General features: G+C 37.3%; 26 protein-coding genes. 9 read left to right on the top strand and 17 right to left on the bottom strand.

Going from position 1 to position 24,223, the window contains the following annotated elements; translation table 11 throughout:
• The first annotated feature begins 175 nt into the window (after positions 1-175).
• Positions 176-1,081 (top strand): glycerophosphodiester phosphodiesterase family protein, encoded by a 906-nt coding sequence (locus AC3WOM_RS19915; RefSeq protein ID WP_492448078.1) that lies wholly within the window; start codon positions 176-178, stop codon positions 1,079-1,081.
• A 62-nt stretch (positions 1,082-1,143) separates the two neighbouring features.
• On the opposite strand, the gene AC3WOM_RS19910 is transcribed toward AC3WOM_RS19915, so the two are convergent.
• Entirely contained in the window at positions 1,144-1,608 is a 465-nt protein-coding gene (locus tag AC3WOM_RS19910; RefSeq protein ID WP_492448077.1) for a DinB family protein, read from the bottom strand.
• Positions 1,609-1,642: 34 nt separating this feature from the next.
• A complete protein-coding gene (locus AC3WOM_RS19905) occupies positions 1,643-2,695 on the bottom strand; it encodes a tartrate dehydrogenase (protein ID WP_492448076.1) in 1,053 nt (350 codons plus the stop codon).
• Positions 2,696-2,959: 264 nt separating this feature from the next.
• Here AC3WOM_RS19905 and AC3WOM_RS19900 point away from each other — a divergent pair, with 264 nt between their 5' ends.
• From AC3WOM_RS19900 to AC3WOM_RS19885, 4 genes are all read left to right on the top strand, one after another.
• Positions 2,960-3,823, top strand: a complete 864-nt coding sequence (locus tag AC3WOM_RS19900) for a YwqG family protein (protein ID WP_427540866.1) — start codon at positions 2,960-2,962, stop codon at positions 3,821-3,823.
• 376 nt (positions 3,824-4,199) lie between these two features.
• Positions 4,200-5,435: a DUF6138 family protein gene (locus AC3WOM_RS19895; protein WP_427540869.1), complete on the top strand. Its 1,236-nt coding sequence runs from the start codon at positions 4,200-4,202 to the stop codon at positions 5,433-5,435.
• 16 nt (positions 5,436-5,451) lie between these two features.
• Positions 5,452-5,877 carry a DUF7832 domain-containing protein gene (locus tag AC3WOM_RS19890; RefSeq protein ID WP_427540872.1) on the top strand — a complete coding sequence of 142 codons (426 nt, stop codon included), beginning with the start codon at positions 5,452-5,454 and terminating at the stop codon, positions 5,875-5,877.
• 202 nt (positions 5,878-6,079) lie between these two features.
• The gene (locus AC3WOM_RS19885; protein WP_427540875.1) at positions 6,080-6,394 is read left to right on the top strand and encodes a DUF5713 family protein; all 315 of its coding nucleotides are present in this window, start codon (positions 6,080-6,082) and stop codon (positions 6,392-6,394) included.
• A 259-nt stretch (positions 6,395-6,653) separates the two neighbouring features.
• On the opposite strand, the gene AC3WOM_RS19880 is transcribed toward AC3WOM_RS19885, so the two are convergent.
• The 5 genes from AC3WOM_RS19880 to AC3WOM_RS19860 form a co-directional block, all read right to left on the bottom strand.
• Positions 6,654-7,175, bottom strand: coding sequence for a hypothetical protein (locus AC3WOM_RS19880; RefSeq protein ID WP_427540878.1), 522 nt, complete (start codon positions 7,173-7,175; stop codon positions 6,654-6,656).
• A gap of 92 nt (positions 7,176-7,267) precedes the next feature.
• Positions 7,268-8,113, bottom strand: coding sequence for a YwqG family protein (locus AC3WOM_RS19875; protein WP_427540881.1), 846 nt, complete (start codon positions 8,111-8,113; stop codon positions 7,268-7,270).
• A 219-nt stretch (positions 8,114-8,332) separates the two neighbouring features.
• Positions 8,333-8,749, bottom strand: coding sequence for an SMI1/KNR4 family protein (locus AC3WOM_RS19870; protein WP_427540884.1), 417 nt, complete (start codon positions 8,747-8,749; stop codon positions 8,333-8,335).
• Entirely contained in the window at positions 8,742-9,146 is a 405-nt protein-coding gene (locus tag AC3WOM_RS19865) for a hypothetical protein (RefSeq protein WP_427540887.1), read from the bottom strand. The genes AC3WOM_RS19870 and AC3WOM_RS19865 overlap by 8 nt, the downstream gene beginning before the upstream one ends.
• Before the next feature lie 198 nt (positions 9,147-9,344).
• Positions 9,345-9,791, bottom strand: coding sequence for a YlbF/YmcA family competence regulator (locus AC3WOM_RS19860; RefSeq protein ID WP_427540890.1), 447 nt, complete (start codon positions 9,789-9,791; stop codon positions 9,345-9,347).
• A gap of 87 nt (positions 9,792-9,878) precedes the next feature.
• Here AC3WOM_RS19860 and AC3WOM_RS19855 point away from each other — a divergent pair, with 87 nt between their 5' ends.
• Entirely contained in the window at positions 9,879-10,385 is a 507-nt protein-coding gene (locus AC3WOM_RS19855) for a PaaI family thioesterase (protein WP_427540893.1), read from the top strand.
• Here AC3WOM_RS19855 and AC3WOM_RS19850 read toward each other — a convergent pair.
• Positions 10,360-11,835, bottom strand: coding sequence for a UDP-N-acetylmuramoyl-L-alanyl-D-glutamate--2,6-diaminopimelate ligase (locus AC3WOM_RS19850; protein WP_427540896.1), 1,476 nt, complete (start codon positions 11,833-11,835; stop codon positions 10,360-10,362). The two genes, AC3WOM_RS19855 and AC3WOM_RS19850, sit on opposite strands and share 26 nt — an antisense overlap.
• A gap of 174 nt (positions 11,836-12,009) precedes the next feature.
• Positions 12,010-13,128 (bottom strand): CAP domain-containing protein, encoded by a 1,119-nt coding sequence (locus AC3WOM_RS19845; protein WP_427540899.1) that lies wholly within the window; start codon positions 13,126-13,128, stop codon positions 12,010-12,012.
• Positions 13,129-13,276: 148 nt separating this feature from the next.
• Here AC3WOM_RS19845 and AC3WOM_RS19840 point away from each other — a divergent pair, with 148 nt between their 5' ends.
• Complete coding sequence (locus tag AC3WOM_RS19840) at positions 13,277-13,678, top strand: YugN family protein (RefSeq protein ID WP_427540902.1); 402 nt, start codon at positions 13,277-13,279, stop codon at positions 13,676-13,678.
• Between the two features lie 190 nt (positions 13,679-13,868).
• Positions 13,869-14,930, top strand: coding sequence for a sporulation integral membrane protein YtvI (gene ytvI / locus AC3WOM_RS19835; protein WP_492448075.1), 1,062 nt, complete (start codon positions 13,869-13,871; stop codon positions 14,928-14,930).
• Between the two features lie 17 nt (positions 14,931-14,947).
• Here ytvI and AC3WOM_RS19830 read toward each other — a convergent pair whose 3' ends face one another.
• The 7 genes from AC3WOM_RS19830 to cyoE form a co-directional block, all read right to left on the bottom strand.
• Positions 14,948-15,409: a DUF420 domain-containing protein gene (locus tag AC3WOM_RS19830; RefSeq protein WP_283871036.1), complete on the bottom strand. Its 462-nt coding sequence runs from the start codon at positions 15,407-15,409 to the stop codon at positions 14,948-14,950.
• A gap of 35 nt (positions 15,410-15,444) precedes the next feature.
• Positions 15,445-16,368: a cytochrome c oxidase assembly factor CtaG gene (ctaG, locus tag AC3WOM_RS19825; RefSeq protein WP_427540911.1), complete on the bottom strand. Its 924-nt coding sequence runs from the start codon at positions 16,366-16,368 to the stop codon at positions 15,445-15,447.
• A gap of 214 nt (positions 16,369-16,582) precedes the next feature.
• Positions 16,583-16,927, bottom strand: coding sequence for a cytochrome C oxidase subunit IV family protein (locus tag AC3WOM_RS19820; RefSeq protein WP_427549919.1), 345 nt, complete (start codon positions 16,925-16,927; stop codon positions 16,583-16,585).
• Positions 16,927-17,553 carry a cytochrome c oxidase subunit 3 gene (locus AC3WOM_RS19815; RefSeq protein ID WP_492448074.1) on the bottom strand — a complete coding sequence of 209 codons (627 nt, stop codon included), beginning with the start codon at positions 17,551-17,553 and terminating at the stop codon, positions 16,927-16,929. The genes AC3WOM_RS19820 and AC3WOM_RS19815 overlap by 1 nt, the downstream gene beginning before the upstream one ends.
• Positions 17,553-19,436: a cytochrome c oxidase subunit I gene (gene ctaD, locus AC3WOM_RS19810; protein WP_492448073.1), complete on the bottom strand. Its 1,884-nt coding sequence runs from the start codon at positions 19,434-19,436 to the stop codon at positions 17,553-17,555. The genes AC3WOM_RS19815 and ctaD overlap by 1 nt, the downstream gene beginning before the upstream one ends.
• A gap of 41 nt (positions 19,437-19,477) precedes the next feature.
• Entirely contained in the window at positions 19,478-20,548 is a 1,071-nt protein-coding gene (gene coxB, locus AC3WOM_RS19805) for a cytochrome c oxidase subunit II (RefSeq protein ID WP_427549925.1), read from the bottom strand.
• A 99-nt stretch (positions 20,549-20,647) separates the two neighbouring features.
• Positions 20,648-21,565, bottom strand: coding sequence for a heme o synthase (gene cyoE, locus AC3WOM_RS19800; RefSeq protein WP_427549927.1), 918 nt, complete (start codon positions 21,563-21,565; stop codon positions 20,648-20,650).
• Positions 21,566-21,900: 335 nt separating this feature from the next.
• Here cyoE and AC3WOM_RS19795 point away from each other — a divergent pair, with 335 nt between their 5' ends.
• A complete protein-coding gene (locus AC3WOM_RS19795) occupies positions 21,901-22,824 on the top strand; it encodes a COX15/CtaA family protein (RefSeq protein WP_427549929.1) in 924 nt (307 codons plus the stop codon).
• Between the two features lie 196 nt (positions 22,825-23,020).
• Here the strand turns inward: AC3WOM_RS19795 and AC3WOM_RS19790 are convergent.
• A partial coding sequence (locus tag AC3WOM_RS19790) for a biotin/lipoyl-containing protein (RefSeq protein WP_492448072.1) occupies positions 23,021-24,223 on the bottom strand: 1,203 nt, incomplete at its 5' end.

The following is a 24,223-nucleotide window of genomic DNA, read 5'->3' as shown; positions in this document are numbered from 1 at the left end:
GTAAAGCATACAACATTCATTAAGAGTTTTACATCCACTTAAGCAAGTTAATAGAACTTTAGTTTAAACGTCTATAATCAGAATTTCTCTGATTTTGTTTGCTCAAAAATTTCAAATTCAATAATGAATTCACCAGTACCTTTTATACCATTTAAATTTTTTAAGGAGGACGAATATGGGTAAAAAAACGAAGATTGCGCTTGCAATCGCAGCAGCAAGTGCAGCCGCTTGGGCAGGTAGTAAAGCAATTTCTAGACCTCAGCAGCGCGAAAGTAAACAAGCATTACAATTTGATCGCCCTATTATTCTCGCACATCGCGGTGGTGCACAGATAGCACCTGAGCATACAATACCTGCTTTTGAAAAAGCTGCACAATTAGGGGTAGATGGCTTTGAAATAGACATTCGCTTAACGAAAGATGAGGAAATCATCGTTTTCCACGATGATACTGTCCATCGTACAACAGATGGCTATGGTCTTGTTGCAGATATGACTTTAGCAGAAATTAATGCCTTAAACCACGGTTATCAATTTGAAGATTTAAATGGGGAATTCCCTTATCGAAATGAAAAAGTAGATGTTGTTACTTTACGCGAGCTACTAGAAACTTATCCAAATATGTTGATTAATATTGATATTAAAGATGCGCCAGATACGTACGAAGGGAGCTTAATGCCTTCAAAATTATGGCGTTTAATTGAAGAGCTTGGAGCTGAGAATCGTGTAGTTGTCACAAGCTTTTATGGGGAGCAGATAGATCGTTTTAATCTTTATGCGCAAAATCAAGTAGCCCTCGGTGCTGGCGAGACAGATGTTCGAAAAGCATTCGCTTCCTTCTCCAGCCAATTTGGACATTTATACCATCCAAAGGTAGATGTATTCCAAATACCACCTAAATCAGGCGTTATTGCTCTAGATTCACCGAAATTTATTCAGTTTTTAAGCAACTTAAACATCCCTGTTCATTATTGGACAATCAATGACGGAGAGACGATGAAAAAATTAATCCGTAATGGTGCAAAGGGCATTATTACAGATCGACCAGATGTTGCTGTTGAATACCTACAAACGCAAGAATAGTTATAGAGGTAAGGGTCATTTTAACATGCCCTTACCTTTTTTCTTATCTGTATAAATACTGCCTAATGAGTCCTTAAATCTTTACCAATATAATTTGCAGATACAGAAGGTAAAGCTAATTCTTTTGCCCACACAGAAAGCTGACCTATATGATGAATTTCATGTGCAATAATATGATGGATAATATCATTTTTTTTATATTCCTCATCATCCCAAGCGACTTTCACAATATCATCATTAAAGTCCTCACAGAATTTTAAAAATTCTAAATTGTCAATTCGCAATTCGTCAGAAAGTTTTTTAACCTGTTCTAACGTTTGGTAATCTTTAAAATCAAATATTCTGTCTTTTTTGTTTTGGATGCCACGAATCCAGCTGTATTCAACATCTATAATATGAAAAAGTGTAAAGAGGATACTCCCTACTCCACCATGCCTTTCCTTCAATAATTCCTCCAAGCTTAGCTGATTACACCACTTAAACCATTCATCTCTGACTTGCCAGTTATAAGCAAAAAATTTTTTCAAGAAAGAATCACCCCAATCATTTTTTTCAAATGCTTTATCGCAAATGATTTAGCACCGCGATCGTTACATCGCGTAATGTTGAAGTTCCTCCTAAATCTGTTGTCTTGATTCCTTGTGCTAATGTTGCTTCTATCGCATTTAGTACTCTTGTGCCTAGCTCATGATAGCCTAAGAAATCAAGCATCATTTTACCTGTCCAAATTTGTCCAAGTGGATTGGCTATCCCTTGACCAGCAATATCTGGAGCAGAGCCATGAACTGGTTCAAACATAGAGGGATAATGTCGTTCGATATTTAAATTTGCTGCTGGAGCAATTCCGATGCTGCCCATAATTGCTCCGCCTAAATCTGTTAAAATATCACCAAATAAATTGGAGGCAACAATGACATCAAAACTTTCTGGTTTCATGACGAAAAAGGCAGCTAATGCATCAATATGCGTAGAAACTTGACCAATTTCTTTATAATCTTTCCCTATTTGTGCAAAAACCTCGTCCCAAAATGGCATGCTATAGGTAATTCCATTTGACTTCGTCGCACTTGTCACATGCTGACGTCGTGTTTTCGCTATTTCAAATGCATAACGCATCGCACGCTCTGTACCCTTCCTTGTAAATATAGCATTTTGGATAGCAACCTCATCCTGCCCACTATGTATTCTGCCACCGCTTTCAGCGTACTCTCCCTCTGAGTTTTCACGTACAACAATTAAATCAAAGTCATTGGGGTTGCGTAATGGTGAGGGTAAGCCTTGTAATAGCTTTGCTGGACGCACATTTATAGACTGCTTCATCTCACGGCGAATTTTAATCAGTAGACCCCATAAAGAAATGTGATCAGGCACTAAATTAGGCATCCCTACTGCCCCTAAAAATATTTGATCATAGCCTTTTAATATTTCAATGCCATTATCGGGCATCATTTTCCCTGTCTCTAAATAATAGTCACAGCCCCAAGGAAACGTAGTCCATTCAAATTGAAAGCCTCCGTCTAGACGTGCAGCCTGATCAAGAACCTCTATCGCGGCAGGGACAACCTCTTTCCCAATTCCATCCCCTGGTATAACAGCAATTCGATACGTTTTCATCTAGTAATCCTCCCTCTATAACTGTTGATATACCAACAGTTTAATCCATTGTTAAAGTGATAAAAAATCTCCCACAATCTTTACATAATTATTCCTATCACCATCATCCTCTACTGTATCAAAAGTCTGTTAAAATTCAAGAAGACCTGGTATATTGAGATGCTTCTCTAAAACTGTTGATTCAACAATATTTCCAAATATAAACTTTACACAAGGGAACGTATGTACTATATTGAAATTAGATAAAAATGAGGAGGAATAAGCATGGAAAAGTTACGCACAGCATTGCTTGATTTTGAGCTTGGAGAGGTAGCAGAGCAAATTTTGCAGTTTGCTAAAAAATCAATTCGTGCTTCGACAACACCGACAGCAGATGAAGCCATTGAAATAGGGCAGTCCAAAATCGGTGGCGCTCCCGATGTACCGACAGATTTTGTATGGCCACATACAAATAATAACCAGCCATTATACTTTCTATGTCAGCTTAATTTAGGAGAATTAAAGTCGTATGATTCAAACAACTTGCTGCCTGCTGATGGACTATTATCCTTTTTCTATGATGCCACTGGACAACCTTGGGGCTATGATCCAAATGATGGCGATGGCTTTCACGTTTTCCACTTTACACAAGCACTTGACAGTTTACAGCGAATACAGCAACCCTCAGCATTAACGGAGTATATTGATAGTGCGGCACTGCACTTTAGAAATGAATGGACACTCCCATCATGGGCATCTCCTTATAGCAAAAATTTAGAAACCATTTTAACAGAGGAACAACAAGACGCCTACAATGACTTTTTTTATGATTGGGTCGATGAAGAGGCAACTGAGCAAACGACACATCGCATAGATGGTCATCCCGATACAATTCAAGGGGATATGTATTTAGAATGCCAGCTTGTCACAAACGGTTTATATTGCGGGGATTCAACAGCCTATAATCATCCGTTACGCAAGGAGCTTGAACCACATGTAAAGGATTGGCAGCTCCTATTACAGCTTGATTCGGAAGATGACCTAGGCTATATGTGGGGCGATAGCGGCAAACTATATTTCTGGATTCGTGAGGAGGACTGCAAAAACAAAAAATTCGATAAAGTATGGACTGTTTTGCAGTGCTATTGACTATTTGTATGTAATGATTTCAGCGGTTTTTATTAATCGGTGATGTTTCCCTATAGGAACATCGCCAGCCTTTGCTTTATGAATAGGATGAACGAAGGAATGTATGCGCGAGATATGGGAGAATTCAACAATATTATAAACATCACAGAGACTCGTACATCAATTTACAGCATTTAGGACAACATTTTTAAAAATCTGGTTTAACCTCGATAAATTTGAAATTTACGATATTTCGCATGAAAGTTAATTTTAATTGAGCGGTTGTTCTTTCATAAAAGGTAGGACATTCAGATTGGTTTGCGAGGTGTATCGTGAACTAACAAAAGAACTTACGGAGTATGCAGAAACACACGGGCACATAGAGGGAGGTAATTCCATGAAGACTAAGCAATTTACCGAAAACGAAGCATTATGGCTACAGCTTGAGCAAGAACTACTTTCTAAACAATATAAAGTTGAAACAGATGGTTATCCTTCTAAAATCATCACCCTGTCTTTTTCACTAGACACCATTACACTGCATGAAGTGCTTTGCCATTATCAGCAGCTTGTATTGCTTGATAAATTTCGTCAAGAGCTAGACTTTGAAACACAGCGTTATTGTCTTTCTCGCTTTATCGAAAAGCATCAATCATTAACTTACTTACCATTACTATGCTACTATGTAGTGAATTTAAGTAAATACGGCGCTAGCTATTCTTATTTAACAGTCAAGAAGCTACTGGCAACAATTAATGAATTAGATGCAGTAGCATATAACTCATTAACCACAGTCGGCTCCGGTACTTTGCCAACACATAAACAGCAAATGGCATCCGATCTAATTTTCTGCCAAGCAAATGATGTACTAGCCACGATTACGATTAAAATTAAAGAAGAGAGCGAAGAAGCTTATCGTCAAGCATTGGCATTCTTAAATGCTTTATTAGAAGAAGACTTCCCTAAAAGCTATGGCATTTATTATGAAGGTAAAAGTGACTTAGTGTTACCAATTGAGCAATTACCTGTCACTTCATCACATCATTTCTTTACTAAAGCTCTCAGCTACCCTAGCCTACATGCTGCGCTAGTTGAATATAGTTATAAGGCAATGGCAGAGTATCATTTTTATCAAGATGTTGATGATGAAGAAGCAGCGATGCCAAGTACATTCGCTGTTTTCGGTCTTGGCTTATACGATAAAAGCTATGGCAAGCTCGTTATCGACTATATGTATGAATGCGATGGCGACCATTCGCCAATGCCTGAATACTTTGCAAAAGCCTATGTAGAAACATTTGGTCTAACACCTGAAACATTGCCTGTCTTTGTATGCACTGTGCTAGCTGTACAAGAAGTTCCATACGATGCCTTCTTTGAGAAAGCTATGGGCACAGATGACAACTTGCAATGGTTCGAAAAATTTATGACAACACCATTAAAAGAACTTTGCCCATATATTCCGCTTAAACAAAGTGAGCACATTGAAGAATATAAAGATATGATTGTAGCGCAGCTTTTATACACATGCTTTGGCATCATCCATTTGAATGACTTTACTAGCTCAGCATTTATGCACATTCCAGAGCCATATCGCACGCGCTTTGAGCCGATTATTAAAGAGCTTATATAAGGACAGGAGAGATTTTATGACAGCCTATGACAAATCGAAATGGCATTTTGATGCAGAGGATTTTCCACAGGAGTTATCTACTGATCAAGGTGCAGTGCATATCGCGTTTTTTTACCGTTGGATGTTAGAGCATCAATTAGCAAATACGGCTGTCATTGAAGAAGACGACCCAGAGCTTTATGAACAGCTAATGCGAGGTCAAATAACAGCGCTCGATTTTTTCATTGAGTTTTACGATGGAGTTTTGATAGATGAAGATTTAACAGAAGAAGGAGCTGCTTTTGCATCTTCCTATTACGATGCCTACTTAGCTGACTATGAAAACCTCCCATTACAGCTTTTCGATGGCTATGATTCGCTGTATGCAGCTATTTATAATGAAGAAAATTATGCACTTGTTGCAAAGTTGTTGGAGGGAAAATTTAAAGCTTTATTAAAATAGAGTATAAAGTAATGATTCGCCCATATAAAGAGTTCATCCAATTCATAGCAGATTTCTTACAAAAACAGCTTCAATTTGCGTAAGAAATCGATATTTTCACAATAGATTTCTTGCGCTTGTTAAAATTCCAAATTATTTATACAGCGAAACAACTGTATACGAGCTGTTATTAGTGACATTAGAAATAAAGGAGCTGGACAAAATGAAAACAATAAACTACTTAAGAGATATGTATAGAGATGATTATTACCCAAAATTTTTAGTTGATAAGATTAAAGTGTTATTGGAGGGTATTGTTCAATATTTAGAGCAAGATCCTCACTCTTTAGAGGATATCCAACAAAAATTGGACGAGATGACACTTGCTATTAATGATTTGGAAGATGAGTTTTATGAGCATGACAGTGAAATTGAAACAGCTGCCAGAGATTGCATCGCAGAAACAGTGATTGATATATTGCAGGCGTACAATATTGAGATTGATGTAGAGGACGCATTAAGAGAACGCGAGTGGTAAAGGGGATTTTTTGTTACTATAGTACTATGAAAGAGCTTGCGCAAAAATATGGCGTAGTTTTTTGATGTCGTATTGTTGGTGAAATTTTATCTTCATTTAGCAAATGTTTTCTGTAGCGAAAGCAAAGCGGCAGATACAAAAAAATTTGCTGAATGAAGGTAATCTATTTGATTGTCAGCTTATAATCGTTAGGTTTTTTTCCTTTTGTGATTCAAGCTGTGCAATACTTTTTCAACGATACTACTCGCTCAATTCAATTTCATATATTTAAAAGTTCTGTAGCTCTAGATTTCATTAATGTATCTACTTCATCTATACCCATTTCAAACATGACGCTAGCGTTTGTAACAGGCTGGAAATAGTAGTCTACTTTACGCTTACTAAATTGCAGTTCTAATTCCTTCCATTGTAAGACTGGTAGCAATGCAAAAGCCAAAGTATCATTTCCTAATGATTCCATAAACCAACGAATTTGATATTGAGGAGAGAGCATTTCCTGCATAGCTCGAATTGCGCTATCTCTATCAGTCACATCATCAGCAAAGGGAATCGGCATCGTTTTTTCTTGGGAGGATAGAACAATATCCACACCTCTAGGCTTATCTATCTCAATAATTTCACAATCAATTCGATTTGACACAGGCAATTGCTCGTTAAAGTAATCTATTAAGTCTTCTTCAGCTTCTCGCCAATCTATCCAAATGAGCAGATCACTCTGATCATATATTTTTTCAAGTGTTAAATTGGTTAAGAAATCCGCAATCTTCTGTTGATTTGTCATTTCCCTCGCTCCTCGTCATGTTTTTACTTAACTACATGAAAAATGCTTAACTTATTCTATTTCCTTTAGCGCTTTCTTGACACCTTCTATTATCAGCTTGTCGCTAAATTAAGATAAGTATTATCAAAACGACCTTTTTTTAAATCTTCAACATGAATTAAAAATTCTAAATACCCCGCGTCCCACCAACACATATTCACTTCACTTAAAGAGGATAATGAGAACAACATTTGCCAATTTTGCGCCGCTTGTAATGCCTCCTGCTGTAATTTTTCTGGCATTTTATGGGTGTTGTATAAAAAGGCACTTAGACCATTTCGGCATAAATAAGCATCGAGCTGTGTTTCCCCATCCCAAGTTTGCAATCCTCCAGCAAGCGCATCACTTACACCACACACCTCTGTGTAAATATCCTCATATTCTTCGAACAGCATTTCTGAGTCTTCCCCTAAATCAGGCAATGTCAAATAAGGCTGCCACGTAACTCGATGAGAAATAAAATCGCGTTCCTCCGCATTTACTTCTTCTATCCCTTCAGGCAAGTTTGCCAAAGTCAAATTAGCTAAATCACCGTTATAATAAATGACTTGATGCTCAACATCGTAGGCAGGCTCGTCCAAACCTAAAAAGAAATAAAACATCCCCGATGATGGCCAATTATCTGAAGGCAAAAATGGCAATTCACTCAAATTAATTTGCGCTAAAAAAGTATAAGCTTCTCCATCCTCAGTACATGGCCACTCGATAGATGGTGGTAAATCAGGTCGCCCTGCTATACGGCTGTTCCCAATCTGCTGATAATTTTCCTTACTAGCAAGCTCGAATCGTAGCGAAACTTGAGATTGCTCCATCAATATTGTTTCTAGCTCTTTCACTCCCGCTACATTAAATTTATTCAATATATCCGTAATCGCTTGTTTACGCCAATTTTCTCGCAATATACCACTCCCTTTTTTATTTTAGTTTAACATAGTCATGACAATACAAGGCAATGCTTATTTTTTCGCCTATACGCTTTCTTCAAATCAAACGTACCTATTCAATTGAGAGATAGACTTAAATCTCCGTTTTTTCAAGTCATTCAGGGAAAGGGAGCAGTGCAATTGGGTGTCAGGAGATGTAGGCTTACCTTCTTTTCTGACACCCTCTTTTACCAACTATTCATTTCTCCAAGGATCTCCCTCTTCACTATTCAACCATGAAAGAAAATTATCAGTTGTATCATTTTCGGTAGGGACCCCATATCCATCACTTACTAATTGGAAGTTAACAGCATCCTCTACCGCCCTCATTAAAAGATGATACCCACCATTATCATTGCCAACAGAAACATAGCCTGGTGCATAATTTTGAACTTCATATGTTTTATTCATTTCAATTAATCCATCTGTTGAATATAGCTGAACTAGATTACCATGCACTCCGTTTGATACACTTAATAAACCTTTATATACTTTTGGTAGCACTATTTGTAGTTCTTTTTCAACCTGTTGGATTTCTTCTATAGTTGCTGGCTCATACAAATCAATAGCCCATTCCTTGAATTGAAACGCTGTTCTATGCTTTTTAGCCATTTATCCCTCCAAAATGCAATGCATTATTTTGTTTAACAACAAGTGTCGCTAAATGTCCTTGTAAATAATCTGGCTTTGTATCAAAATCAATTAACAGCTCAAACTCATGATCCATCAAAAAATAAAGCGGATATATGGCTTCCTCCACTTGCTTTATTGTAATTGGTGAAGAAAGTTCTGTAGCATCTGATAAAAATACTTTACCCTCTGCTGCAATTTCCTCATTTATATTTATAACAATTTGATTGGTAATGTATAGGTTAATAAAAGATTTGACCTTCTGCTCCTGACAATTTAAGAAATCTACCTTGTCATCAATGCATTTCATTACCTCCTCTGATAGTTCCAGTTCACACTCTATCTCTACAACTTTATCCCATATGCTTTTCTCAATCATACTACGATTCACCTCTGCAAAAATAATCTGATTTTCATATTAATTTTATTCTACTAAAAATTTCACTCAAGAATCTATGATCCCCATTGCAAGTTTTCTTGATTCAGTGGGTTACTGAATCAAGATCTGAAATGACATAAAAAAAACTGTATACACTCGTCATCATCCGAGTTTGTATACAGTCTAAAAATCTTGCTATTATGCAGAGCACGAACAAGAACCACCTGAACCACAGCCTCCAGCACATGAAGAACCAGATGCAAAGAAAGGATTACTTACAGGCACTTTTACTGCTTCTGATACAGTTTTTCCTATAAGCAGGCTTATCTCGTCGAGTAAATCTTGAAAATCGTTTTCAGCAATCTTTAAGGCTGAAACCTTTTCATTTAAATCGAGTGCGCGCTTTTGCTGACGAATCGATTTCATGATTGTATGATAGTCCGGATGGTATTTTCCGAAACGTTGTACATCTTCGTACTGCTCTTTCATGCGATTAAATGCGTGTATAGCTTCGATCAATTGAACATCGCTATAAACAGCAGCGTAAGCTTGTTGCAGCATTTTCGCAGGCTCAGAGGAAAGAATCATCTCACAAAGCGCATCGGCCTCATCCAATATGATTACCCAGTCAGAGGTCATCATCATAGTTAATTCCCCCAATCTCTTTCCCATCATAACAGATTTTGTGGTAATTTTACATTATTGATATTTTTACATGAAGGAGTTTTTAATTTGGCTACATCATCCAAAGAACAAATCGAAGCATTACTAGCAAATATTTTACAAGAAAGCACTGCTGAAGATGAAGAGGTTTTATTGCATTTATTATCAGGGCTTCGTGCAAAACAACAAGGGGTACATCGACGATATATAAATGCTGCCCTGCATATGGTAGGTAAATTTGAGCCAGATGTTAGTGAGGTTAAAATTCCAATTACGCCAGTTATCCATAATACGATTAAGGTTCCACATGGAGGAATTATTGCAACAATTGCAGATGCAGCGATGGGAGGATTGGCTTCGCGTTCTGTACCAGAAGGCTATAATGTTGTCACAACAAATATGAATGTCTCTTATATTGCTACAACAACAAATAAAGTACTAATCGCTCGTGGACGCTTTGTACATAAAGGGCGTCAAACACTTGTGATGGAATGTGATATTGAGGATGAAACTGGTCGCAAGCTAGCAATTGCAACTGGGTCATTTTTTGTCATTCAACGCCGCTCTCAGGCATAAGATTTAAAAAATAATCACGGACACATTGTTGATCGGAAAAAGGGACTTTTTGATTTTTTATTTGTTGAGTTTGTTCATGCCCTTTTCCGGCAACAAGTACAATATCGCCTTTTTCAGCCTTTTCTAATGCCTTATGAATAGCAACCTTGCGATCTAGATAAATTTCATAATATTGCTGTTCTGTAAAACCAGCTATAATACTTTCATTAATTAGGATTGGATCCTCATCCCGTGGATTATCAGTTGTTAAAAAAATAACATCTGCATACTTACTGGCTACAGCACCCATCGCAAAACGTTTTGCCTTATCTCGATTGCCACCACAGCTAAATACAAGATAAAGGGTTTTCGATCGATCGAATGTCTGCAAGACAGCCTGCAATGCCTCTGCAGTATGTGCATAATCCACATACACATCAATACCAAATGAATTGTCTATTTTTTCAAGTCTGCCTTCTGGTAGCTTTAATGACCACATATGCTCGGCTATCTCCTCAATTGAAAAACCTAAGCGCCATATAGCCATCAACGCCGCTACAACATTTTGCACATGGTATTTCCCAACGAAAGGAATTTCTACGATATGCTCACTTGTAGATGTTTGTAGACAGAGTACCGTTTTGCCAATGAATTCGCTGACAATTTGGATATGTAAATCATTGTGATTGTCAAAGCCAAATGAGCAGGATTTTTTCTTATCATAAATGCCAACAGAACGGCAGAAATTATCATCCCCATTTAACACTAGTTTTTTAGATAAATCTGCCAGTCTTTTTTTCGCACGCTTATACCCTTCAAGTCCACCATGATCCTCTAAATGATCCTCCGATAAATTTAAAAAGACACCACAATCAATATCACAATGATCCAGTCGATGTTGCTGTAATCCCATTGAAGAAGCCTCTAAAACAACATGTGTAACACCATTTTGTGCACAATGCTTTAAAATTGGATGCAATTCCTTTGCCTGTAATGTTGTTAATTGCTCATATTTGGTTTGTTGTTTTTGTCCATTTATAAAAAATCCAACTGTCCCAATAACAGCTACATTTTTATGTAAAGCTCTTAACAATTGGCTTACATAGTGACTTACTGTTGTTTTTCCATTTGTCCCAGTAATGGCTATTACCGTCAATGCTTCTGCTGGGAAGGCCGTGAGCTTTGCACTTGCATACGATAAAAATAAGGCAGTATTCGGAACCCAAACGAAAGGAATATTTTGATCAGTAATAGGTATTGAGATGCTTTCCTCTGAAACAATGGCTACAGCCCCACGTGCCAATGCCTCTTTTACAAAGCGGCTACCAGACGTTTTCTTGCCCTTTCGTACTATAAAAATATCACCTGGTTTTACAGCCTGTGCATAGTCCTCAACACCTGTAACTATAGTGCGAATAGACCCGCCAGTCACACTACATGGCCAATCCTTTAACAGCTCAGCTAATTGCATGCCTCATTCCCCCTTTCAGTTCTCTATCATATGACGGCGTCTGTAACGGTGTGACGAAAAATGCAGGCAGGAAATTCACTAATTCTTCCAGTTGAATAAACCATTTATAAAATAAAAAAACTGAAGTTCAACTTGGGTTCACCAAGTTAATCTTCAGTTACAGATACTATTTTATTATGATGATTCGTCGATACCCTCTACAGGTTCTTCAGAGTCAATATTCTCACTATCCAGCTTTTGTGAGGAAGGCTCAATAAATATTTGTGTATAATAATTTAAAAAGACACCAGAGCCAACTGTCGAATATTTTTCATTCAAAATAACTTTTCGATGCTCAGCAGAATTGAGCCAACCGTGCATAGCCTCGATAGCATCAAAATAAGCTGTCGCTAGATTCTCATTCGCCTCACTATATTCAATCCCTTGTGTTTCTAATCTCTTTTTTAAATCCCCATTTGTAGGTGATTCATGCCCAATAAAGTTTTGAACTTTCATATCTTCACTATGCATTTTAGCTACTTCTCCTAGTGTTACATCTACTTTTAGTGGAAGCAGATCATGATGAACCCTAGTTACATTTAGCAAATCGTCAAGCTGTTCAGCATTTGCTTCATTAATTTCCTGCTGTAAAAAAGAAGACGGAGGTGTAGGTATAACAAGCTCACCTTGATAAGTCATTTCGTATGGTTGATGAAGAACAAGTGTTTCGCTATTAGTGAAGCGTATACCCTGTAGCTCACTTGATTCTCTATCTATATAAAGCTGTGCAAAAAGCCCATCGAATTTCACCAGTAAACGGGTCTGCATATCTTCTTCACTCATCGAAAAAACAAAAATATTATCATCAACATTGGCTGCTACTTCATAATCAATGATTGTCATTCGATAAATCTCGTCACGTTTTTGTCCAACTTTAAAAGGATAGGCGTCCAAATCTTCCCCAGCTATGTAAACTTGTGTCACTATGTTATTTTGAACCCCTACCATAAAAAATGCAGTGGCACTCGTATTATATACCCACCAATCATACCCAAAAGACGATGGTTCCTTTCGTGCTGGTTCTCCGTATTGTTTCACAACAGCTTGTACACCTTGACCAATGAATGTCGACATTCCACTTTCCGGCCTTGTCATTGCTCCAACTTCTGGCTGCTTTAATTCTGTTTTTGGTATAATATTAGAATTAGCATTCGGTCCTTCAAGTGGCTCATTTTCACGTGGTGTATTAAAAAACATAAAACCGATTAACGCAATTGCAGCACATGCCATAAGAATGCGGAATAAAGCTTTCATACATGACTCCTTTTCATCACCAGTATTGTAAGTTATTATATCAATTGTAATCGGGTTGACACAATGTTGTCATTGCAACAATGTCGAATATGCTCTATTATAAAAAATGAGCGTATACTTTGTACGAGAACCTAAAGGAGGATTTTACATGTATTTTGAAAATACTAACCTTGAAAATTTAACAGCTGATCAAGAACTTATTGAAAGCATTATGAAAAAAAATGGTTTAGAATGTGACGGCGGCTGGGACTATGAACGTATGACATTTGATAAGCGTTTCGATACTCGTGAAGGTCGTTATTACCTTCGTGTATTCGCATATGCAATTTCTGGTGACGTTGGTGCACACGACGCAATCCTAACTTTAATGAAACCAGCACTTGGTAAATACTATTACCCACATGGTGTTGAATATGGTGACGATGAAGTCTATCCAGCACACCTTGTAAAAAAATGTGAAGAAATCTTAAAAAAGGTTAAATTAGACTTAGATGAATTCGCAATCCAAACTACAAATAAAAACAATCTTGAACCTGTTAAAGCACGCTAATCTATAATTTCTTTAGTGATAGCTACGTCCTGATTCAGGAAATGGGAAGAATCAACTCCCCATTGCGACAACAGCTTCATATATAAAACTCGTTGTGAAAAGACTGGTGGTCCAGTCTTTTTTATTTTGAGTAAAAATATTTTTTCGTCTCATACTAATGATATCTTTCATAGGATGTAGGTGAGATTAAATGCTACAGTTTTTAAAACATCCCTTTTTCCGCCACCCAATAATTGTTATTGCACTAGGAATAGCACTTCTTTGGTTTATATCCCTATCATTGCCAATATTACTTGCCTATGTCACCGCCATATTATTAGAGCCTATCATCATTCGAATCAGCAAACGATTTCGAAAAAAACGTAAAATTATTGTATCCATTTTTTTTATATTCTTTTTAAGTATAACCATACTAGTATGTATCTTCATAATATTTATCAGTTGGAAACAATTTTCAACATTCATCATTCATATTCCTGAGTATCTCAATCAGCTGTCAGCAATATGGATTCAAATGCAATCCAAGCTTTCTAACTATACGTATCATTTACCAGTAGATCTTGTCATCCAAATTCAACTACTCATTTCACGAGCATTATCATCCATTGAAAAGTTTGCCTTATCTTTAACAAACGTAAATGTTTGGTCATCATTGCTTACTTATATTCCTTCACGTCTGTTTGATATATTTGTTTATTGGATTGTGCTCTACATGTTACTATTAGAGCTGCCAGCCATCAATCGTAAAATGTTAACACCTTTTCCTTTTCACTATCATCAAAAAATATTATTTATTGGTCAACGAGTGAAGCTTGCTTTGTTCGGTTTTATGAAAGCTCAATTTTTAGTTGGTATTTGCATTTTTGCTATAGCCTTCGGAACATTTTTTATACTTAAAACACCATTTCCACTTATATTAGCACTTTTGCTTGTTATTTTAGATGTTATTCCCTTTTTAGATTCATTTATATTGCTTCTGCCTTGGGCGATATATAAAGCCTTTACAGGAGACTATGTTTTTGCTATTGCGCTTGTGGTGTTAACCATCGTCTTATTTTTGGTTCGACGTATGATTGAACCTAAAGTAATTGGCAATAAAGTTGGTCTTTCTTCTCTTACAACATTTATTGCTATGTTTATCGGCTTTAAGATATTTGGATTTCTCGGAATTTTACTTGGTCCTTTACTAGTAGTTGTAGTTCTTTCTTTATTTAATCAGACATCCATAAAAAATCTCCCACCTTCTCAATAAAAAGTGGGAGATTTTTGTTAAACCCCTAAAATAGCTTTAATAACAGAAGTTGTTTCACCTGGTTCAAACAGAACATAAAGTAAAACGTACACTAATACTCCAGTAATGGCTACAAAAAACCAAATAATACTTGTAATTGGTCCAATACGACGGTGAAGCTTAATATTCATTTTCAGACCAGAGATAATACTCACAATCCCAAACACAGCTCCCGTAGTAGCTAAAATAATGTGGAAAATTAAGAAGAAAGTATAGTATGGTTTTAAATCTTCTCCACCACCAAATGCTGTATTCCCAATAAATACTGTACGTGAAGCATAAATAATAAAGAAAATAAGTGCTGCAACTCCAGCAGCTAACATTACTTTTTTATGTGCCTCAACTTTTCTTTTTATAATCAAGCCCCAGCCAATCGCTACAAGTACTGCACTGATCACGATGAATGATGTACTTAGAGTAGGTAAAATTTGCAGTTCCATTCACAAAACTCCTTATAGAAAATTTCTACTGTCTATTAATGTTGCTGTTGACTTTCCCATTTTTGTTGATGCGCCTTTAATGCATCAGCAGTAATTTTATCTGGATCCTTTTGTTCTGAGCGATACCATTTAATAAAGATTGAACCAAGTAATACACCGAAAATAATCTCTTGTAATATTTTCATCAGAACACCGCCTAGTTGCTGGTCGGCAACAGGTTTCATATCAGTAAAGAGCTCCGGACCTGATAGAGATAAGCCAGATAATGTAGAGGCTGGTACACAAAGTTCCATTGCCTTTAGCCACGCATCACCATTTGTATAGGTTTCATACATAGCGTTGGGTGCAAAAATAATTAATGCACATGCTGGTGTAATTAATACAGCATTAGCAATTATATAAGCTAATTTGTACAAAGGCTTCATTTGTGAACGATTAGGCATGTTTTGAATTAATGGCCAGTACATAAAAACAGCAGATACAAATAACACAAATGTATATGTACCATGTAAAGTTTCGTTTAGTTTAATGTAATCTAACACTGATGGTAGATGATAGAAAGAAAACAAACCGATAAAGACAAAGACTGCTACAACAGGTAACGTAAGCACTTTAAATAATTTTCTAGCAACAGGTGCTTCTATTGCAACTTTCCATACCCACCACGGAATTCCCTTAATTAAGAAAATTGGAACAAGCAATAATAAAATAGCCATTTGCACCATATGCATTGTAAACATAATGTGCGCCATTAAATCTATTGGAGATCCTTTAATAATATAAATCGTTACCATCGCTAGTACAAAATAAATCGCCTCTCCCTTTTTCAGAGGTTCACTTTCTTTAAAATCCTTACGCCACTTTGTTGTGACTAAAAAGTAGATGACTGTTATAAAAACGAGAACCCCTATTAAATACGGGCTCCATAAAGCTTGGAAACCAAATATACTAAGTGGCATACAGAACGCACTCCTTTAAACTTCAGTACTCCTATTATAGAACGCTTACAACTATACTGCAATGAACGAAAGGTGAACAAATTATCATTGATAGTCTAGGTATATTAAGTTGATGATAAATATTTTGAAAACTTGTAAATGACATTTATCAAGTTATAGGTACAACAAGAAAAGCACGTTCCTACATAATGTAGAGAACGTGCTTCTTTGGTGATTACCACCAAATGATAGTTAAGAATGCTAAGAAGAATGTAAATGCGATTAAAATTCCCATCCACATAAAGAAGCCAATTACACCACCGAAGTGAGTTTTTTTGTCTTCTAAGTGCATGAAAGCGTAAAGTTGAAGAACAACTTGAACTCCAGCAAGTAATAAAACAAACGGGAATATTAAGTATTTAGAAAAATCGGCTGCAACTACTGCGAACGCGATAAACGTAAAGAAAATCATAATCGCAAAGTTGATTACCTGTTTACGCATATGAACGGCATTATGATGACGATCATACTCGTATTGTGCCTGTGACTTAGCAACTATAGGTGTATCGTGTGATGACATTATCCGATCACTCCCATCAAGTATACTACTGTAAAGATGAATACCCAAACTACGTCAATAAAGTGCCAATATAAAGCAGCTACGAAGAATTTAGGTGCGTTATATAAGTTTAGTCCGCGTTTAGCATTACGAATCATTAATGATGCAATCCAAACAAGTCCTAAAGTTACGTGGAAACCATGTGTACCAACTAATGTATAGAATGCAGTTGCAAATGCAGATTGGTTAAATGTAAAACCAAGGTGCACATAATGTTGGAATTCATAGATTTCAAGTCCTAAGAATCCAAGACCTAAAGCTAATGTAATTGCTAACCAAGTTTGCATGCCTTTAAAGTTAAAGTTACGCATATGGTAAATCGCATATACAGATGTTAGTGATGATGTTAAAAGTAACATCGTCATAGCAAATGCTAAAGGTAATTCAAACAAACCTTGCGTTGTGAACTCCATGCCTGCAGGCCCTTTGTTCTTAAGCGCTAAGTAAGTAGCGAATAAACTAGCGAAAAGTACAACTTCACAGGCAAGGAAAATCCAGAAACCAACGACTTTATTTTTACCTTCCATCGTAGCTTGTTCAGGATGATCTGGCCAAGTATGAGGAGTAAATTTAGTATTGAAATCCATTATTTATTTCCTCCTTTGCCGTAAAGTTTTTCTTCAATTTCAATAATTTCTTCTTTGTGTAAGTGGAAACCGTGATCGTCCTTAACAGAACGGAAAATCATAGCACCAAATGTGATAGCAAGACCAGCAATTAAGATATAGATTGACCAAGGTTTATCTGCATCTGGATTGTAAAGAGCACCGAATGCTGCGATAAACATACCTAAAGATATAACGAATGGGATTGCCGAGTTGTTTGGCATATGGATATCACCTAATGGCTCAGCAAATGTAACTTCTTTATTTCCTTCTTGTTTTTCAATCCACCATGGATCTAAACCACGTACAAGTGGAGTTTGACGGAAGTTATAGAATGGAATTGGTTGTGGAATTGACCATTCTAGTGTACGTCCATCGCCCCATGGGTCGCGACCTGCTGGTTTACCTTTAATGGACATTAAGCAGTTGATTACCATCATGATAACCCCAACACCCATCATTGCAGCACCGACTGTTGAAATATAGTTGAACTGATCCCAACCTTGACCTTCCATGTAAGTGAATACGCGACGTGGCATACCCATCAGACCTAGGAAATGTTGTAGGAAGAATGTTAAATGGAATCCAATGAAGAATACCCAGAAAGTCCATTTTCCTAATGTTTCGTTTAACATACGGTTGAAGAAAATTGGCCAGTAGAAGTGCGCTGAACCGAATAAAGCTGTTACAATACCACCTACGATTACGTAGTGGAAGTGAGCAACGATAAAGTAAGAATCGTGTAGTTGGTAGTCAAGAGGTGCAGATGCTTGCATTACCCCTGTAACACCACCCGCAACGAATGACGGGATGAAACCAAGTGCATAAAGCATTGGTGTTGTAACTTTAATAGATCCGCCCCAAATAGTTAAGATCCAGTTGAATACTTTCATACCAGTTGGTACGGCAATTGCCATTGTTGCAACGGCAAAGATTGCGTTTGCTGTTGGCCCAAGACCAACTGTAAACATATGGTGAGCCCAAACCATGAACCCTAAGAAACCGATTAAAATTGTTGCGAATACCATTGAAGAGTATCCGAATAAACGCTTACGAGAGAACGCTGGAATAATCTCAGAGAATAAACCGAATGCTGGTAATACTAAGATATAAACCTCTGGGTGTCCGAAGATCCAGAATAAATGTTCCCAAATAATTGTGTTACCACCCATAGTATGGTCAAAGAAGTTACCACCAAACATACGGTCAAATAACATCATTAATAAACCAATTGTAAGTGGAGGGAATGCGAATAAAATTAAAGCACTTGATACAAGCGATGTCCAAGTGAATAATGGCATACGCATGAATGTCATACCAGGAGCACGCATTGTAATAATCGTAACAATAAAGTTAAGACCTGAGATTAATGTACCTGCCCCTGAAATTTGTAAACCAAGTACATAGAAGTCAATACCATGTCCTGGAGAATATAATGATAATGATGCATAAGAAGTCCAGCCCGCATCAGGAGCGCCACCCATAAAGAATGACAGGTGAAGGAATACTGCACCTAGGAAGAATAACCAGAACCCTAAAGAGTTAAGGAACGGGAATGCAACGTCACGCGCACCAATCTGTAATGGTACAAGCATGTTCATAAATGCGAATAGTAATGGAGTCGCTGCTAGGAATAACATTGTCGTTCCGTGCATTGTTAATAATTCATTGAAAAAACCTGCTGATATGAAATCGTTATTTGGTTTCATTAACTGAATACGCATTAATAACGCTTCAAAACCAGCGATAGCGAAGAACAATGTACCGGCTAATAAATACATCACTGCTAACTTTTTATGGTCAACAGTAGTAATGTAATCCCAGACAGTTGCTCCAAAGCCCTTTTTCTGTGTGTATGAGCTCACAACTTTTACCTCCCTCAAAGTTTGTTACATAAAACTTAAAATTATTTTTCAACAGATAAGCTCATGATATATGTCGCAAGAGCATCAATTTGTTCGTCAGAAAGTTCACCATATTTTCCTGTCATTAAGTTGCCTGGTTTATAATATTCAGGGTCCTTAATCCAAGCTTTTAGGCTCTCTTCATCATGATTTAAGAAACCAGCTACACGGTTACGGTCACCAAATGTCGTTAAGTTAGGACCTGGTGCACCACTAACGCCTGTACCAGAAATTGCGTGACAGCCTAAACAGCTGTTAGCAAATGTTGCTTCTCCAAGATCTGTTGAAGCTTTGTCAGCAACTTTACCTTCTGTTGCTTTCATTGCAGTTACCCATGCATCAAATGCTTCTGGGCTTAAAGCTTTAACTTTGAAGTCCATTAATGCGTGTGAAGGACCACATAACTCAGCACATTTACCATAGAAAACGCCATCTTTAAGGTCTTTCGATTCTTTATCGAATACTAAGTAGAATTTATTTAAGTTTTCTACGTTCGTATCCATTTTACCGCCCACAGCAGGAATCCAGAATGAGTGCTTTACATCGGCAGCTTTTAAGTTAAAGTAAACTTTTTGACCCGTTGGTACAACTAATTCTTGTGAAGTTACAATACCTTGGTTAGGGTATTCGAACTCCCACCAATATAATTTTGCAGTTACATTTACTGTAAGTGCTGTTTTGTTACCATTTTCATCTACTTCGTCCATTGCAGCAACATCTGCAAATTTATAAGTAGCAGTAACAACTGGTACTGCAATAATTAATAATAAAATAATTGGAATAACTGTCCAAATCACTTCTAACGTATGACTACCTTCAACTTGCTTAGGAATCACATTTTCGCCGACTCTTGAACGACGGAATTTTAAGAATGCAATTAAATAGATAACAGATACTACTACTACTACTAGCGTCATAATTACAGTAGTTAACAGTAATAAATTCAATTGCTCTTTACCTACTTCTCCAGATGGTCTTAGTGCTGAAAGATAATCTTCACCACAACCGGAAAGGAAAACCATCATCACTGCTAGAAGTGAAAAAAGACGCCATTTTTTAAGCCCTTTCATCATAGCTTAATTAAACCCCTCTTTCTTTGTTGTATTTTCATGTGTACCTAGGACATTAGTGCTGTCTATTTGAATTCTTTAGGAAAAGAAAGAATTCCTAAATTAGCTAAACAACGCAAAAATTATGATGGATACAAATAATATGGTCATATGATTCAACGAATAGATAAACATTTTATTTGCCCATTTCATATCATCTTTTGCGGTAAAGCCTTTAAAAGCTAGAATTAACCAGCCCAAGTTCAATGCAGTTGCAAGAATTAAGAAGCCAACCCCAAGCTCTGGTAAAAGGAAAGGTAACGGTAATAATAAAAGAATCCAGAATAACATCGAGTATTTCGTTCGTTTAAATCCCTTTACAACAGGTAGCATCGGAATATTAGCAGCACGGTATTCTTCAGTACGTTTCATCGCAAGCGCATAAAAATGCGGTGGTTGCCATGCAAACATGATAAGAAATAAAGCAAGTGCTCCTGGACCTAATGCAGGTTCAACAGCTGCAAACCCAATGACTGGTGGAATTGCTCCTGAAATACTTCCTACAACCGTGTTACTAACATGCTTCCTCTTAGACCACATTGAATATAGAACAACATAAGCAAATATTCCTGCTAGTCCCCACATGCCGGCCGCAAACGATGCCGCAAATAACAAAATTTCACCTACAATTAAAAATGAGAGGGCAATGGTCAATACAAAATTCGGCTTAAATCTACCTGTTACTGTCGGTCTTGCCTTCGTTCTTTTCATGATTGGATCTATATCCTGGTCAATGAAGTTATTCATTGCACCTGAGCCACCAATTATGAGTGCCGCTCCCAGCATGGTGAACAATATGACATCTAACTCTTGCAAGAAATGTCTACTAGTAAATTGAAATGCCAGCCACATCCCTGTAAACGTTGTGACAAGATTCGAGTTAACGATTCCAATTTTAATCAGTGCTAAGAAATCTTTTACAACAGATGTTGATTCTGGCCCAGTATTTCTAGTAGCCGACAATGCACGACCGTTTGACATGTTACCTCTCCTTTCATTTTTGTAAGCATATTCCGCTACAATTACTATAGCGAAATTTGCGATTGATTTCTAGACATTAAGTGAAATTTAGATGAAGTTGTAAAAATTAGCTTTGTCTAGAAATATAATTAAAAACAACATATCTATAGTAAAACATTTTCTAAAATGAATTGTGAAGGTTAAAGCACGAAATTATGAACAATTTGTGAAATGGATTCGACATCTAAAACTCCCTTCTCTTTACAAGTTGTTTTTTACCTGTATTTTCGATATTATCTAGTAGCAGAAACATTACTTTCATGTAATGTTGATAGATAAAGTAGGTGACTCATTTTATGCAACACAACAGGTATATGAAGTGGTTTGCTGTTGCCGCTACAGTTGGAATGCTCCTTATTTTACTTGGTGGAGCACTTGTTACCAAAACAGATAGTGGCTTAGGCTGTGGTCGAAATTGGCCTGATTGCAATGGTTCTCTTATTCCAAAAGAAATTACACCAGAAGTTTTAATTGAATTCTCACATCGTCTTGTAACTGGGGTCGTATCTATTTCAATTCTTGTGTTAACAATTTGGACATGGCGTAAACTCGGTCATATTCGTGAAGTAAAACTATTAGGTTTCCTAGCGATGTTCTTCTTAATCGCGCAGGCTCTCATTGGCGCAGCTCAGGTATTGTGGGGACAAGGTGACTTTATATTAGCCCTCCACTTCGGAATTTCCTTGATTTCTTTTGCTGCTGTTCTTCTTCTCTCTATGATTGTATTTGAAGTGGATCGAAAATTTGATGCAGTTAACGTTTTTATTGGAAAAAAATTACGCTGGCACACGATTGCCGTCACAATTTATTCTTATTTAGTCGTTTATACAGGTGCGCTTGTACGCCATACGGATTCTAGTTTAATATGTCCTGATTGGCCGTTCTGTTACAACGAAACACCTCTAGCACCTCTAAATAATATGTATGAATGGGTGCAGATGGGGCACCGCTTAGCTGTTCTTATCTTTTTCATTTGGATTGCATACATAACTTGGCACGCTGTAAAAGAGTATAAAAATCAACGTGTTATTTACTATGGTTGGGTGATTGCCTTTATTATAGTAATCTTACAGGTAATTGCTGGTATGTTAGTAGTCCTAACAAAATTAAATTTAATTGTCGCATTACTACATTCATTATTTATCTCAATTTTATTCGGTCTACTTTGCTACATGATAATGCTAGTTGCACGTAGCAATTATAATGAAAAAAATAAATAATACTAGAAAAAGATTCGTGCTATTTTAATGACGAATCTTTTTTGCCTTTCTATCTTATCTATATTCCTCTCGCTAGTTAAGAGATGGAAGTATTCTGCTGAATCAAGTTAAATTGTCAAAAAATAGACATAACTGCACATAAAAGGGTTAATAGATGGCTATTTAAAGCTGGCTATTAACCCTTTTTCATTAACTTTTATTCAATTTCAATTAACAAATCACCTGTTGAAATCGCATCGCCTGCACTTGCGTAGACCTCTTTTACGATCCCGTCTTTCGGTGCTTGGACAGTTGTTTCCATTTTCATAGCCTCGGTAATTAACAGATGGTCTCCTCGTTTCACTTGGCTACCCTTCGACACCACTACCTTTAACACAGTTCCTGGCATTGTGGCACCAATTTGGTTAGGATTGCTTGGATCTGCCTTTAACGCTATGCTACCATCCACCTCAACCGTCATATCTTGAATCATGAGCTCACGGGATTGACCGTTTAGCTCGAAGTACATAACGCGTGTCCCATCGTGCTGTGGCTCTCCAATAGACACTAGCTTTATAATCAACGTTTTGCCTTTTTCGATTTCGACCTCGATTTCTTCCCCTAGCTTTAACCCGTATAGGAAGGTTGGTGTATCCAATACCGAAATATTGCCAAAGGAGTCCACTGTTTTCGCATATTCCTCAAACACTTTTGGATAGAGTGCATACGCGAGTACATCTTTCTTTGTGACTGGGCGATTTAATTTGTCCTCCAGCACTGCCTCTAGCTGCTCAAAATGGATGGGCTCTAGTAGTTCACCAGGACGGACTGTGATCGCTTCACGGTCCTTTAACACCACCTTTTGGAGTGCCTCTGGGAAGCCACCGTGTGGTTGTCCTAAATATCCCTGGAAGAATTCAATGACAGAGTCTGGGAAGTCGATCGTTTGGCCTCTTGTTAAGACGGACTGTTCGTCTAATTCATTTTGCACCATAAATAAGGCCATATCCCCGACTACTTTCGAGGATGGAGTTACTTTGACAATATCACCAAATAGAAGATTCACGCGAGAATACATGCGCTTTACTTCCTCCCATCTGTCACCAAGACCGACTGCTTTTGCCTGCTGCTGGAGATTACTATACTGACCGCCTGGCATTTCATGTACATAAATTTCAGAATGCGGGCTTATCATGCCACTTTCAAAATCCTTGTAATAGTGACGTACATCCTCCCAATAGTAGGATAGCTTTTCTAGTGCATCAACATCCGCACGTACTGCACGCTGACTGCCCTTCATCGCATAATACAGAGAGTTCGCACTTGGCTGTGAGGTTAAGCCTGCCATCGAACCAAGGGCTGTATCAATAATATCTACGCCTGCTTCAATGGCTTTGGCATAGAGATAAATGCCGTTTCC

This window comes from Lysinibacillus sp. FW301-JW8 (assembly GCF_058788755.1).
This window is presented reverse-complemented; position numbering and strand designations above follow the sequence as displayed.